This window comes from Cellulosimicrobium sp. CpK407 (genome assembly GCF_051844275.1).
Classification (GTDB): domain Bacteria; phylum Actinomycetota; class Actinomycetes; order Actinomycetales; family Cellulomonadaceae; genus Cellulosimicrobium; species Cellulosimicrobium cellulans_G.
The window spans coordinates 162,685-176,422 of sequence record NZ_JBGNYC010000003.1; the positions used below are offsets into that span (position 1 = coordinate 162,685).

Below are 13,738 nucleotides of genomic sequence, written 5' to 3' on the forward strand. Positions count from 1 at the left end.
AACGTCACGGGCGACAGCGCCGTGCCGGCCTCGTAGAACCCGGCGAAGGCCTTCGCCCCGGCGGCCGTGAGGGTCGCGGGAGCGCCGCTCCACGTGATCGTGGAGCCCGACGTCGACTTCTTGCCCGACAGGTCCAGGCTCGCGAACGCGACGCCGTTCGACGAGCTCTTGGTGCCCTCCATGTCGCTGCTCCGGACGTCCACCACGAGCGTGCCCGACGAGCCGTTCACGACGACGCGCGGGTTGCTGATCTGCAGGTCGAGGATGCCCTCGTGCCCGGAGAACGACACCGAGCCGCCGAAGCTCGCGCGCCCCTTGCCCAGGTCCGTGTTGAACGAGCCCTTGCCGCCGCTCCACGTGAACGCCGAGCCGGAGTCCTGCACGCCGCTCGTCGAGACCGAGCCCTTCGCGATCGGGCCCGTCACGTACGCGCGGAACCGGTCGCTCACGCCCCACGAGAGCGTCGCGCCGTTGACGCCCTGCGCGAAGCACTGCTCCGCCGCGCCGCCCGTCCCGGTGCCGGTGGTCCCGGTGCCGACGATCGTGATGGGCGCGGACGCCGTGTGGTTCGCCCCGACCAGCAGCAGCGTGTGCTCGCCCGGGGCGACGTCCTGGGGGATCGTCACCGTGGAGGTCGCGGCGCCGCCGGCGTTCGCCGTGACGCCCGTCGCGAGCGTGCGCGGGGTCGAGCGGATCTCCGTGCGGATCCCCGCCTCGTTCGTGCCGAACCCGATGCCGCTGATGGTGACCTCGTCGCCCGGGGCGGCCTGGTACGCCGAGAGCGTCGCCTTCGTCCGGTCCACCGAGCCGCCCGTCGACCCGTCGCCCGGGGTGCCGATCGTGCCGCCGCCCCCGGGTCCGGTCGCCGTCGCGCCGACCGTGAACGTCACCGGGTCGAGCGCGGTCCCGGCCGGGTAGAAGCCGACGAACGCGAGCGAGCCGTCCGCGGTGAGCGTCGCCGCGGCGTCCGTGTACGTCACCGACCCGTCCGCGCTCGTCGTCGGCGCGCCGAGCGCGAGGGTCGCGACCGCGACACCCTTGCGGTCGAACGTCGAGCCGTCGAGGCCCGTGGAGCGGGCGTCGACGAGCAGGCGGCCAGCGCCCGGGCCGGTGACCTCGACGACCGGGTTCGCCAGGGTGAGGTCGAGCGCCCCCGCGTGTCCGGTGAAGCGGACCGTCCCGGCGTACGCGACGGTCCCGCGGCCGCTCGCGGCGGTCCACGTGCCACCGTCCGCCTGGCCGAAGCGGAAGACGCCGTCGACGACGCTCGCGCCGTTCGTCGCCGTCGCGCCACCGCCCGCGACCGGGCCCTGGATGTAGCTGCGGAACGACTCCTTGACGCCCCAGGTCAGAGCGCCTGCCGTCGTCGGGACCGACGGCTTCGCCGTCACCGTCACCGTCACCGGCGACGAGGTCGAACCGACGAACGCGGTGCTGTCCGCCGGGACGAACGTCGCCGTCACGGCGTGCGACCCGGCCGCGAGACCGGTCGCCCGGTACGACGCGGCGCCGTCGACGACCGTCGCCGTGCCGAGGGCCGTGTCCCCGGCGGTGAACCGGACCGTGCCGGCCGCCTTCGGGGTGACGGTCGCCGTGAACGTCACCGCCGTCCCCTCGACGACCGAGGTCGCCGAGGAGGCGAGGGTCGTCGTGGTCGGTCGAGCCCCCGGAGCCGGGGCCGTGACGGTGAGCGTCGTGCTGCCCGTCACCCCGAGCTCGGAGGTCACGACGACGGGGACGGGCCCCGCGGCGGCGTCGGCCGGGACGGTGAGCAGGATCGCGGTGCCGTCGCGCGAGAAGGTCGCGGCCTTGCCGCCGAACGTCACGCCCTTGACGTCGTCGCCCTCGACGAGGCCGCCCACGGTGAGCCGGACGCTGCCTCCGGCCGCGACCGTCGTCGTGGCGGGTGTCACCGTGAGCGACGCGGGGGCGTCGAACGCGACGGGAGCGAAGAGCTCCTGGTCCGCGTTGCTCACGCCGCCGGCGCCGTAGGTGTAGACGCCGTACCGGCCGCCGTCGAGCAGCCCCGGGCTCTTCACCACGAGCCGCGCCTCGAACGTGCCGTCCGCGGCGATGTCCGTCCACTGCGCGCGGACCACCGACTGGTACTGGGCGGGGACCTGGTCGAGCACCGGCTCGGCGAGGGCCCACACCTGCGACCCGACCTTGCGCGCGGACGACGCCGCGCCCTCGGACGGGCGCCACTGCTCGGCGAAGCTCCCGAACACGACGTACGTGCCCTGCGGCAGGTTCGCCGGGATCGGGACGCCGCGGCCACCCACGTTCGCCGCGGGGTCGAAGCCCGAGCCGCGGACCACGATCGTGTCGCCCACCGAGACCGCCGTGTCACCGAGCGGCGTCACGCCGTCCTCGGCGAGGACCGCGATCTCCGGCTCCCACACGGGAGCGGCGGGCTCGGTCGTGAACGCGACGGGCGCGTAGAGCTCCTGGGCGGCGTTGACGGTGCCGCCGGCGGCGTAGGTGTAGACGCCGTAGCGGCCGCCGTCGAGCTCGAGCTCGCTCGCGACGAGCTCGGCCGTGAACGTGCCGTCCTCGGAGAGCTCTGCCCACTGGGTGCGGATCGCGCCCTGGTAGCGCGGGTCGACCTGGTCGAGGGCCGCGGACGCGAGCGCCCACTGCTGCGACCCGGCCTTGCGCGCGGACGACGCCGCGCCCTGGGACGGCCGCCACTGCGGCGCGAACTTGCCGAACACCACGTAGGTGCCCGCCGGGATGCCCCCGGAGATCGGCGGGCGGTTGCCCTCGGGGGCGACGTTCGCCTCCGGGTCGAAGCCCGAGCCCTTGACGACGATCGTGTCGTCCGGACGGACCAGGGTGTCGCCGAGCGGGGTGGTGCCGTCGGCGGCGAACAGCTCGATCGACGGCTCCCAGCCGGGTCCCGGGGTCGTGGCGCCCTGCACCGCGACCGGCGTGAACGTGTCGAGGCTGCGGTCGGTCGCGGAGAGCGCGTGGGCGGCGGACGTCGCGACCACGTACTCCGTGGCCGGGTCCAGCGTGCCCGCCGGGACGGTGAGGGTCGTGGTGAACGCGCCGTCGCGCACCTGCTGCGGCATGACCCAGCCCTGGGCGAGCCAGCCGCTCGCGACGAGCGGTCCGCTGCCGTCCCAGATCGAGGCGTCCCCGAGGAGCACGTAGGCGCCGTTCGCGGCGCCCGCACCGACGAAGCCGGTGCCGGAGACCGTGAACGTGTTCTCCACGGCCGGGTCCACCGGGGCCGACGGCGAGACGGTCACCACCGGGTCGGCGACCGGCTCCGGCTCGGGCTCGGTCGCGGGCTCCGTCACCGTGTGCGCGACGGCGCCGGAGGCGGACGCCACGAACGCCGCCGGGTCGGCGGGCGTGAACGCCGCGCTCAGCTCGTGCGCACCCGTGGCGAGGGCCGACGTCTCGAGGCGCGCGACGCCGTCGGTCACCGGCGCGGCGCCGAGCACGGCGCCGCCGTCGCGGAACTCGACCGTGCCCGCGGCGGCGGGCGCGACGGTCGCGGTGAGCGTCACCGGGGCGCCCGCGACGGACGCGCCGGAAGGTGCGACGGCGAGCGCCGTCGACGTCGCGGTCGCCGGGGCGACGGGCGCCGGGACGTCGAGGGTCGCGGTGAGCGTCGAGATCGGCTCGTCGACGTAGCCGCCGAACTGGGGGTCCACCGCCGCGATGCCCGCGGCGAAGGTGCCGTTCGCGGTGAGGACGAGCGTGTCCCCCGCGCGTGCGGTGCCGACGGAGACCTCCGCGACGACCACGTCGTCCGACACGGTGCCCGCCGACGTGAAGTCCGCGGTGAGCACGCCCGACGTCGGGCCCGTGACGGCGAGCCGGAGGTCGGAGATCGTCAGGTCGAGCGCGCCGCCGTGCGCGGAGTAGCGGACGGAGCCGCCGAGGCGGACCGTGCCGACGGCGGTCTCCGGGTCGACGCTCCCGGACGCGGAGGGGTAGACGGACTTCCCGCCCACCAGCGCGGGCGTGATGGTGCCCGCGCCGCCGACGTAGCCCGTCCAGGAGTCCTTGAAGTTCCAGGTGGCCGAGCCGCCCCGGATCTCGGCCGTCGCGGCCTGGGCCGGGGCGGACGCGCCGGCGACGGTGAGGCCGGCGGCGAGGGCCGCGGCGAGGAAGGAGGCGAGGCCGCGACGGACGCGTCTCGACGAGGAAGTGCGCACAAGGTCTCCCGTGCTGGTCCGGGCGAGGTCCCGGCGGGGAGCGGGACCGACGACGCGGAGCGTGCTGACGCTCCGTCGTGACGGACCATATAAGGCTCGCCTCACCAAAGCAAGGTAAGCCTGACCTATCCCGATGTGACGCACGCCTCGTCGCACGTCGCGCCGCACGCCAGACCGCACCCCAGGCCGCACGACGACGCCCCGCGGCACGGCCACGGGGCGTCGTCGGGCAGGCGGCGGCGCTGCGCCGGGGACCGTCCGGGCTCAGGCGAGGCCGAGGTCCTCCAGGCTGAACAGGAAGTGGTACGGCACGCCGAGCGCCTCGATCTTCTCGCCCGCGCCCGTCGCGCGGTCGACGATCGTCGCCACCCCGACGACCTCGCCCCCGGCGGCGCGCACGGCCTCGATCGCGGTGATCGGGGACCCGCCCGTCGTCGTGGTGTCCTCGACCACGACGACCTTGCGGCCGGCGACGTCGGGACCCTCGATCTGCCGCTGCATGCCGTGGGCCTTCGCGGCCTTGCGCACGACGAACGCGTCGAGGTCCTGCCCGCGCGAGGCCGCGGCGTGCAGGAGCGCGGTCGCGATCGGGTCCGCCCCCAGCGTCAGCCCGCCCACCGCGTCGACCTCGGCCGTCCCGAGCCCGCGCTCCTCGAGGAGGTCGAGGAGCTGGTGCCCGATGAGCGGCGCCGCGCGGTGGTGCAGCGTCACGCGCCGCAGGTCGACGTAGTAGTCCGCCTCCTTGCCCGAGGAGAGCGTCACCCGGCCGTGCACGACGGCGAGCTCGCGGATGAGGTCGAGCAGCTGCTCGCGGGGCGTCGAGGAGAGATCACTGGTCACGCCGCCAGCGTAGTCGGCTCCCGGTCTACCGGTACTTGCCGATCGCCCGGACGGCCGAGCGCGGCATCGCCCGCAAGGCGGCCGACGCGACGCGGTAGCGCACCGACGGGGTCGAGATGACGACGCCGCGCCGCACGTCCGCGAGCGCCGCGGAGACCACGCGGTCGGCGTCGAGCCACGCGAGGTCGGGCAGGACGGACTTGTCGATCCCGGCGCGGTCGTGGAACTCCGTGTGGGTGAAGCCCGGGCACAGCACGGTCGCGGTGACGCCGGTGCCGTGCAGCTCGACGGCGAGCCCCTCCGTGAACGAGCGCACCCACGCCTTCGCGGCGGCGTAGGTGCCGCCCGCGGTGAGCGCCGCGACGGACGCGACGTTGAGGATCGCGCCCCGGCCCCGCGCGGTCATCTGACCGGCGGCCGCGTGGGACAGGACCAGGACGGCCCGCACCATGACGTCGAGCGCGCGGAGCTCGACGTCCAGGTCGCCGCCCACGAAGTGCTGCTGGGTCGCGAAGCCCGCGTTGTTCACGAGCAGCCCGACCGGGCGCTCGTCCGGGCCGCCGGGAGAGGCGAGGCGCTCGGCCACGCGCGCGACGTCGTCGGGCACGGAGAGGTCTGCCGGGAGGACCTGGACCCGCACGCCCGCGGCGGCCCGGATCTGTCCGGCGACCTCCTCGAGGCGCGCCTCGTCGCGCGCGACGAGCACGAGGTCGTGCCGCGCCGTGGCGAGCTGCCACGCGAACTCCAGGCCCAGGCCGGCGCTCGCGCCGGTGATGAGTGCTGTCGCCATGGCCACAGCCTACGGGCCGCGTCCTGCGCCGCCCGCCGTCGGCGCAGGACGCGGCGCGGCGGTCGTGCCGGCGGCACGCGCGGCTGTCGGTACGGTGGGGCCCGTGCGCCTCGCGACCTGGAACATCAACTCCGTCCGCGCCCGGGTCGACCGGGCGATCGCGTTCCTCGAGCGGACGGGGACCGACGTCCTCGCGCTCCAGGAGACCAAGTGCGCCGACGCGCAGTTCCCCGTCGCGCCGTTCGAGGCGGCGGGGTACGAGGTCGCGCACGTGGGCGTGAACCAGTGGAACGGCGTCGCGGTCGTCTCGCGCGTCGGCCTGGACGACGTCGCGACCTCCTTCCCGGGCCAGCCCGCGTTCGGCGAGCAGGTCGAGGCGCGCGCGCTCGGCGCGACGTGCGGCGGCGTGCGCGTGTGGAGCCTGTACGTCCCGCACGGCCGCGAGGTCGGGGACCCGCACTACGCGTACAAGCTGCGCTGGCTCGACGAGCTCCGCGCGCAGGCGGCGGGCTGGCTCGCGGACGACCCGACCGCGCGGGTCGCGCTCGTCGGCGACTGGAACGTCGCGCCGCTGGACACCGACGTGTGGGACGTCGCGTACTTCGCGGGGAAGACGCACGTGACGCCGGCGGAGCGCGACGCGTTCGCGGCGTTCGGCGCGGCCGGGTACACCGAGGTCACGCGCGAGGCGATCCCCGGCGAGCACACGTACACCTACTGGGACTACCAGCGGCTGCGGTTCCCGCGGAACGAGGGCATGCGGATCGACTTCGCGTACCTCTCCCCCGCCGCGCGCGCCCGCGTGACCGGCGTGGCGATCGACCGTGACGAGCGCAAGGGCAAGGGCGCGTCCGACCACGTGCCGGTCGTCCTCGACCTGGCGGACTGAGCGACCGCCTCGCGCGCGTCGCTACGGTGTGTCCATGACCACGCCCCCCGTCCCGCCGTACGGGTCTCCCGACGAGCCGGTCGACCCGTACGCCGCACCGCGCCCGCACCAGCCGCCGCTCACCCCGTACAACCCGCCGGCGGACGCCCCGGCACCCGAGCAGGGCGGCTTCGTCGCACCGTCCGGGGCGGGCGGCGCGTACCCGGGCGCACCTGGGGCGGGCGCCCCCTACGGCTCGCCCGCCGCTCCGGCCGGGCCCGCCTCGCCCTACGGCCCCGGCGCGGGACCTGCCTACGGGTCGGCCCCGGGCGCGGGCCGCGCGCCGTCGGACCCGGCGGGCTACGCGGGCAGCTCCGGCTACGGCGCGTACCCGCCCCCGTACGGGTCCGCGTACACGCCGCCGCCGCGGACGAACGGGCTGGCGCTGGCGTCGATGATCGTCTCGATCGCCAGCCTCGTCGTCTGCGCCGGCTTCCCCGGGATCGTCGGCCTCGTGCTCGGGATCGTCGCCCTCAACCAGGTGATGCGGGACGGGACGCGCGGGCGCGGGTTCGCCGTCACCGGCATCGTGGTGGGCGCCGTCTGCACGGCGTTCGCGATGCTCATCGTGCTCGCCGCGACCCTGAGCGACTCGTAGCCGTGGCCGACGACGACCTCTTCGCCCCGCCCGGCGGGCCGACCGTCCCGCCCCGACCCACCGCCCCGGTGCCGCCGCCGCCCGCGGGTGCCCCGGCGCCTCCGGGCACCGCGGTGCCACCCCCGGCCGCCCCGGCCGGGCAGGCCGGACCGGGATTCGCGCCGGAGACGTACTACGCGCCCGGGTGGCAGCCGGCCGCGCCGCGCGTCGAGCCGCTGGCCGTCGCGAGCGTGCCGGCGGGCCTGGTGCTCGGCCCCGTCGGGATCGGGCTCGGTGCCGCGGGCCTCTCCCGCGTGCGGTCCCGGAGGACGCGCGGGCGCGGGCTCGCGGTCGCCGGCATGGCGGTCGGTGCCGTCGTCACGCTCGCGTGGACCGCGGGCGCGCTCGCCTGGTGGCAGGGCGAGCAGGCGCGCGTGCCGCTCGCGGGCGACGTCACCGCCCCGCAGACGGTCAACGCGGTCCAGCTCGTGCTCGGGACCTGCCTCGACGAGCTCCCGCCCGACGGCGAGGTGACGCAGGTGCGGGCCGTGCCCTGCGCGGACGAGCACCGGGCCCAGGTCGTCGCGCGGACCGACCTCGGCGCGGACGAGGTGTGGCCCGGTCAGCAGGCCGTGGACCGGCGGGTGGCGCGGGTGTGCACGCCGGACGTGCTGGGGGCGGACGCGCCCGAGGGCGTCGAGCTCGTCGTGTGGTCGCCGACCGAGGCGTCGTGGCGCGACGGCGACCGGACCGGTCTGTGCCTGGCCGCCGGCACCGACCCCCTGCCGGGCGACCTGCTCGGCTGAGCCGCGACCGGAGGCCACCGGGCTCAGCGTGCGGAGACGTCCTCGGCGAGGATGAGCCGGAGGTAGGCGCGCAGGTCGGCCGCCATGTCGACGCGCTCGGCCCGGGGGCGGTCGAGCGACAGCAGCCACTGGACCTGGAGCCCGTCCATGAGCGCAACGATCTGCCGCGCCGCGGCGCGCGGGTCGACCCCGGCCCGCAGCCCGCCCGCGCTCGCCCGGCGGGAGAGCTGCTCGACCGCCCGAGCGACCGCCCACTCGTAGCGCCGGACGAAGTACTCGTGCGCCGGGTGGTCCGGGGACGTCGCCTCGGCCGCGAGCGCCGTGAACAGCTCGACGATGTGGCGCCGCAGGGCGTTGCGCTCGACCAGGCGCACGAGCGCGTCGAAGTAGTCCGTCCCGCGCGCGAGGTCCTCGTCCAGGTCCGCCTGGTCGACGGTGTCGCGGTAGTCGAGCACCGCCTCGAGCAGCGCGACCTTCGTCGGGAAGTGGTGGAGCAGGCCGGGGTGCGACATGCCGACGCGCGACGCGAGCTCGCGCAGCGAGGCGGCGTGGAAGCCGACCTCGCCGAAGAGGACGACCGCGGCCTGGATGATCTCCTCGCGCTTGGCGCGGCCCTTCGCGTAGCCGCGCCCGAGGTCCGGGGTCGCGGCGCGGCCGGGTGCCCCGCGGTCCTGACCCGCGCCGATCGCCGCGCTCGTCATGGTCCTGCTCCGTCCGTCGTCCGACGAGGGAAAACCCTACCGACCGCGGCGCGGTCCGGGGCCCGCACGCCGCGAGTTCACCCGCGGCCGGCCGGCGCTCAGGACGCGGGCGCGAGGGCCGGGTCCGCCGGCCCGCCGGAGCTCGGGGCCGTCGCGCCGGGCACGGTGGCCGACGGCGTGTCGGTGGGCGACGGCGGCGCGGGCTCCGTCGGGGCGGCGCCGCCCGGGTCGGTGGACTCCTCGCCCCCGCCGGCAGGTGCGGCGGCCAGCGCCTCGGCGGTCGCGGCCGTCACGGCGCCGTCCGCGGGCAGCCCGTGCGCCTGCTGGAACGCGCGCAGCGCCGCACCGGTCGCGTCGTCCATGGTGCCCGTGACCTCGACGTCCGCGCCGTGCACACGGAGCCGCTCCTGGAGCCAGGTCACGGACGCGGCGTCGTCCGCCGGTGCCGTCGGCGCGGGATCCGGCGTGCCCGCGCCCGGGGTGGCCGCGGGCTCCGACGTCGGCGCCGAACCGGGGTCGGCCGACGAGGGGGGCGTGCCCGTCCCCCCGGACGACGGTCGCGGCGCGGGCGTCGCCGCCGGGCCGCCGCCCTCCTCCGGTTCGTCCTTTTGGTCGGGCGGCGGGATGCGCGTCACCTCGGGGCGGGGCGCGTCGGGGCGGGGCGTGACGGCCGGGACGCCGTCCTCGACCGCGGTGCCGCCGTCGGTCGAGGCGCCGACGACGACGGCCTCGCCACCGCCGGTCGCCGCGCCCACCATCCCGGCGACCGCGACGACGAGCGTCACCGCACCGGCACCGGCCGCGACCGTGACCCACGGCGTGGCCGCGCGGTGCGCGACGGGCGTCGGCGAGGCGGCGTTGCGCCCCTCGGGGGTGGCGGACGAGTCGTCACGTCGGCGCACGTCGCCTCCTTCCGGGGCGGTCGGGGACCGGCGGACGACGCGTGGCGCTGCCCGCCAGAGCGGTCGGGTGAACGTCCACCCTGCCCCATGCGCCGGTCGGATGTCACGCCCGGCGCCCTCACCTGCGGCGACACCGGGCCTGTCGGCGCGGGTCCCGTCGTGCCGACGACGCTTGCGACGGAGGTCGCAACCCAGGTTCCTCCCTGCGCCGCAAGACCCGGCGTCCCCCCGCGCGACAGCCTGGTGGGGCACCGCGCGGGAACCGTGCGGGACGCGACGAGAAGGGACCGGCATGACCACCATCCACGTCTCCGGGCTGCGCAAGTCCTACGGGGCGTTCGACGCCGTGCACGACGTGACGTTCACGGCCGCGCCCGGCCGCGTCGTCGGGCTGCTCGGGCCGAACGGCGCCGGGAAGTCGACGACCCTCCACGTGCTCCTGGGGCTGGCCGCAGCCACCGCCGGGAGCGCGACGTTCGACGGCCGCGCGTTCGCCGACCTGACCCACCCGGCCCGCACGGTCGGCGCCCTGCTCGACGCGGGCGGCCTCCACCCCGGGCGCTCGGGCCGCGACCACCTGCGCGTGCTCGCCGCCGCGGGCGAGATCCCGGCCCGGCGGGTCGACGAGGTGCTCGCGCTCGTCGGCATGACGCCCGCGGCCGACCGGCGCGTGCGCACCTACTCCCTCGGGATGCGGCAGCGCATCGGCATCGCCGCCGCGCTGCTCGGCGACCCGGAGGTGCTCGTCCTCGACGAGCCCGCCAACGGGCTCGACCCGGCGGGCATGCGCTGGCTGCGCGACCTGGTGCGCGGCTTCGCGGACGACGGCGGGACCGTGCTCCTCGCGAGCCACGTCCTGTCCGAGGTGCGGCAGGTCGCGGACGACCTCGTGGTCGTCGGGCAGGGTCGCGTCGTCGCCGACGGCCCCCTCGACGACCTGCTGAGCGGGGAGTCCCTCGAGGACTTCTACCTCGACCTGACCGCCACGACCGAAGGGGTGCGCTGATGTACCGCGCCGAGATGCTCAAGCTCCGCACGACGCGCGCGACGTGGGTCGTCGCCGCCGTCGCCGTCGCCGGGATGCTCGTCGTCCAGGCCTTCACCCTCCTGCTGCCCACGATCCTGCGGGGCACCGGGGCGCTCGGCGGGGGCGCGACCGTCGGGTTCCAGTCGTCACCCGAGATGCTCGAGGACCTGGCACCGGACCTCGGCGCGCTCACCGACGCCGCCCAGCCGGCGTTCCAGCGCGGCATGCTCGACCTGCTCGGCAACGGGCTCAACGGCTCGGGGTCGGTCGGCGTCGCGACCATGTGCATGCTGCTGCTCGGCGTGCTCGCCGTGACCACGGACTTCCGCACGGGCGGCATCGTGCCGACCGCGCTCGTGCAGCCGTCGCGGCTGCGCATCCTCGCGGCCAAGGCCGGCGCGACCGCGACCGTCGCCCTCGGCGTCGGCGTGGTGCTCGCCGTCGTGGGCGCCCTGGGCCTCACCGTCGCGATCGTCACGACCCCGGGCGCGTCCCTCGCGCTCGGTCCCGGCGAGGTCCTCGGCGTGTGGGCGCGCGGCCTCGCGGTCCTCGTGCTCCTCACCTGGTTCGGGCTCGGGATCGGGACGCTCGTGCGCGGCCAGGTGGCCGCCGTCGTGACCGTCGCGGCGCTCGCGCTCGCCGAGCCGATCGTCCGGGGTGCGGTGACCCTGCTGTCGGGCGGCGAGTCCGCCGCGGCGGAGTGGCTCCCGCTCGGCCTGGGCGCGCTCGCCTCGACCGGACAGTCCGGGGCGGCGCTCCTGGGCGGCGCCGCGCCGCTGGGGACGCTCGCCGCGCTCGCCGGGCTCGTCGCGTGGGTCGCGGTACTCCTCGGGAGCGGCGCCCTCACCCTCCAGCGCCGCGACCTGGTCTGACGCCCGCCGGGGGGAGAGCCCCGGTACCGCGAGGTAGAGGCGGACCACGGCTCTACCTCGCGGCTGGGGCGGTGCGCCCCCGTAGGGTGGGCGGGCCGCCGTGCCGTCTGTGACCGTCGTCCGAACCCGTCGTCCCCTGGAGGAGACTCGTGACCGAGGCCCTGCGCCGCGCGCTCGACCGGGTCGGCGTGCGCACCGACACCGGCCGCGACGCCGTGCTCGCCGGGGTCGTCGCTGTCGCGACCGTCGTGCTGTTCCTCGGCATCGAGCGCGTGCTCGCCACGGACGTCGGTGCGACCTTCGGCGCAGGGCCCGGCGCCGTGATCCTCACGCCCGGCGTGCGCGCGACGGTGCTCGCGCTCGTCGTGCTCCAGGCGGCGACGCTGACGGTGCGCCGTCGGGCGCCGCTGGTCTGCCTTGCGCTCGCGGTGTCTGCCCAGGTCGCGATCACCGTGCTCCTGCCGCCGTACGTCGGCTTCCAGGCCCCTGCGACCCTCGTCGCCGCGTACTCCGCCGGCGCGTACGCGCCGCGGCGGGCGCGCCTCGGCGCCCCGGCGCTCGCGGCGCTCGCGCAGGTCGTGCTCGTCTTCGCCCTCGGGGGCTTCGCCGTCCCCGCCGGGGCGGGACCGGCGCAGCACGCGCTCCAGGTGGGCGGCGCGCTGCTCTCCGCGCTGCTCACGTTCGTCGGGGCGGCGCTCGTCGGCTCGTACGTCGCCACGCGGCGGGAGCTCGTCGCCGAGCTGCGCGACCGGGTGCTCCGCGCCGAGCGCGAGCGCGAGGCGCTCGCCACCCAGGCGGTCCTGGAGGAGCGCGCGCGCATGGCCCGCGAGCTGCACGACGTCGCGGCGCACCACCTGTCCGGCATCGTCGTCCAGGCGTCCGCCGCCGAGCGCCTCGTCGAGGCCGACCCGGAGCGCGCCAAGGAGTCGGTGCGGTGGATCCGCGCGCAGGGCCGCGAGACGCTCGACGACCTCCGCCTCGTGGTCGGGATCCTGCGGGGCCGCGACGACGAGGACGGCGCCGAGCGGGAGGCGCCGCAGCCGACGCTCGCGGAGGTCCCCGCCCTCCTCGACACGGCGCGCGCCGCGGGCACCGCGGCGACGGTCGAGACCGCAGGGACGCCGTGGGACCCCACGCCGAGCGCGCAGATCGCCGTGTACCGCGTGCTCCAGGAGGCGCTCGCCAACGCGCGCCGGCACGCACCGGGAAGACCCGTCGCGGTGCGGTTCGCGTGGTCCGCCGCGGACCTCGTCCTCACGGTGCGCAACCCGACGGCCGGCACGGTGCCGCCCACGGACCCGCGGCCCGGCCACGGGCTCGTCGGTATGCGCGAGCGGGCGGCCGTGCTCGGCGGCAGCCTCGACGCTCAGCGGGCGCCCGACGGCGCGTGGCTCGTCCGCCTCACCGTCCCCCGCGCCGCGGCACGGGATCCCCGCACCCCCGACCAGCACCCTGCCGACCAGGAGGTCTCGTGACACGCGTCGTGCTCGTGGACGACCAGGCCGTCGTCCGCGCCGGGTTCACCGTCATCCTCGAGAGCGAGGGCGTCGAGGTCGTCGGCGAGGCGTCGAACGGCACCGACGCCGTCCGCGTCGCGCGCCGCGAGCGCCCGGACGTCGTGTGCATGGACGTCCGCATGCCCGGCGGCGACGGCATCACCGCGACGCGCGCGCTCGCCGGGCCGGACGTCGTCGACCCGGTCCCCGTGCTCGTGGTGAGCACGTTCGACCTCGACGACTACGTGTTCGGCGCCCTGGAGGCCGGGGCGAGCGGGTTCCTGCTCAAGGACGCCGAGCCGGACGTGCTCGTGGACGCCGTCCGGCGGGTCGCCGCGGGCGACGGTCTGGTCGACCAGACCCTCACGCGTCGGGTCATCGGCGAGTTCGCGCGCCGACGCGCGCCCGTCGCACGGGACGACGCCGCGGCCGCGCTCCTCACCCCGCGCGAGCTCGACATCGTCGACCTGCTGTGCCGCGGGTCGTCCAACGCGGAGATCGCGACGGCCCTGTTCCTCGAGCCGAGCACCGTGAAGTCGCACCTGAGCCGGGCCATGACCAAGACCGGGTCGCGCGACCGCGTGCAGCTCGTCGTCTGGGCGTTCCGGCACGGGGTCGTCGACCCGG

At 76.7% G+C, this 13,738-nt stretch carries 11 protein-coding genes and 1 pseudogene; 7 read left to right on the top strand and 5 right to left on the bottom strand.

What is annotated here, in order from left to right:
- Positions 1–11: 11 nt before the first annotated feature.
- The 3 genes and pseudogenes from ABWU78_RS02730 to ABWU78_RS02740 all read right to left on the bottom strand — a co-directional run.
- Positions 12–4,388: pseudogene (locus tag ABWU78_RS02730) on the bottom strand (HtaA domain-containing protein); the annotation flags it as partial.
- Between the two features lie 48 nt (positions 4,389–4,436).
- Positions 4,437–5,012, bottom strand: coding sequence for an orotate phosphoribosyltransferase (gene pyrE, locus ABWU78_RS02735; protein ID WP_253052456.1), 576 nt, complete (start codon positions 5,010–5,012; stop codon positions 4,437–4,439).
- Between the two features lie 25 nt (positions 5,013–5,037).
- The gene (locus ABWU78_RS02740) at positions 5,038–5,802 is read right to left on the bottom strand and encodes an SDR family NAD(P)-dependent oxidoreductase (RefSeq protein WP_439157486.1); all 765 of its coding nucleotides are present in this window, start codon (positions 5,800–5,802) and stop codon (positions 5,038–5,040) included.
- A 103-nt stretch (positions 5,803–5,905) separates the two neighbouring features.
- Between ABWU78_RS02740 and ABWU78_RS02745 the strand changes: the two genes are divergently transcribed.
- From ABWU78_RS02745 to ABWU78_RS02755, 3 genes are read left to right on the top strand one after another with little or no spacing between them, the layout of a single operon-like run.
- A complete protein-coding gene (locus ABWU78_RS02745) occupies positions 5,906–6,691 on the top strand; it encodes an exodeoxyribonuclease III (RefSeq protein ID WP_439157487.1) in 786 nt (261 codons plus the stop codon).
- 34 nt (positions 6,692–6,725) lie between these two features.
- Entirely contained in the window at positions 6,726–7,328 is a 603-nt protein-coding gene (locus ABWU78_RS02750; protein ID WP_353707443.1) for a DUF4190 domain-containing protein, read from the top strand.
- Positions 7,329–7,330: 2 nt separating this feature from the next.
- Complete coding sequence (locus ABWU78_RS02755) at positions 7,331–8,113, top strand: septum formation family protein (RefSeq protein WP_439157488.1); 783 nt, start codon at positions 7,331–7,333, stop codon at positions 8,111–8,113.
- Positions 8,114–8,136: 23 nt separating this feature from the next.
- Here ABWU78_RS02755 and ABWU78_RS02760 read toward each other — a convergent pair whose 3' ends face one another.
- Both ABWU78_RS02760 and ABWU78_RS02765 read right to left on the bottom strand, forming a co-directional pair.
- Entirely contained in the window at positions 8,137–8,814 is a 678-nt protein-coding gene (locus tag ABWU78_RS02760; RefSeq protein ID WP_353707441.1) for a TetR/AcrR family transcriptional regulator, read from the bottom strand.
- Between the two features lie 98 nt (positions 8,815–8,912).
- Positions 8,913–9,716, bottom strand: a complete 804-nt coding sequence (locus ABWU78_RS02765; protein WP_439157489.1) for a peptidoglycan-binding protein — start codon at positions 9,714–9,716, stop codon at positions 8,913–8,915.
- A 292-nt stretch (positions 9,717–10,008) separates the two neighbouring features.
- Between ABWU78_RS02765 and ABWU78_RS02770 the strand changes: the two genes are divergently transcribed.
- From ABWU78_RS02770 to ABWU78_RS02785, 4 genes are all read left to right on the top strand, one after another.
- Complete coding sequence (locus ABWU78_RS02770; protein ID WP_253052430.1) at positions 10,009–10,722, top strand: ABC transporter ATP-binding protein; 714 nt, start codon at positions 10,009–10,011, stop codon at positions 10,720–10,722.
- Positions 10,722–11,615: a hypothetical protein gene (locus tag ABWU78_RS02775; protein WP_439157490.1), complete on the top strand. Its 894-nt coding sequence runs from the start codon at positions 10,722–10,724 to the stop codon at positions 11,613–11,615. The genes ABWU78_RS02770 and ABWU78_RS02775 overlap by 1 nt, the downstream gene beginning before the upstream one ends.
- A 149-nt stretch (positions 11,616–11,764) precedes the next feature.
- The gene (locus ABWU78_RS02780; protein ID WP_439157491.1) at positions 11,765–13,090 is read left to right on the top strand and encodes a sensor histidine kinase; all 1,326 of its coding nucleotides are present in this window, start codon (positions 11,765–11,767) and stop codon (positions 13,088–13,090) included.
- Positions 13,087–13,738 (top strand): response regulator transcription factor (locus tag ABWU78_RS02785; RefSeq protein ID WP_439157492.1); only part of this gene is annotated, 652 nt, incomplete at its 3' end. The genes ABWU78_RS02780 and ABWU78_RS02785, both read left to right, overlap by 4 nt.

Bases quoted from the DNA above. Each gene is read 5' to 3' on its own strand.
- ABWU78_RS02775 (WP_439157490.1), top strand. From the start codon at position 10,722: ATGTACCGCGCCGAGATGCTCAAGCTCCGCACGACGCGCGCGACGTGG.
- ABWU78_RS02740 (WP_439157486.1), bottom strand. From the start codon at position 5,802: ATGGCGACAGCACTCATCACCGGCGCGAGCGCCGGCCTGGGCCTGGAG.
- ABWU78_RS02770 (WP_253052430.1), top strand. From the start codon at position 10,009: ATGACCACCATCCACGTCTCCGGGCTGCGCAAGTCCTACGGGGCGTTC.
- ABWU78_RS02750 (WP_353707443.1), top strand. From the start codon at position 6,726: ATGACCACGCCCCCCGTCCCGCCGTACGGGTCTCCCGACGAGCCGGTC.
- ABWU78_RS02760 (WP_353707441.1), bottom strand. From the start codon at position 8,814: ATGACGAGCGCGGCGATCGGCGCGGGTCAGGACCGCGGGGCACCCGGC.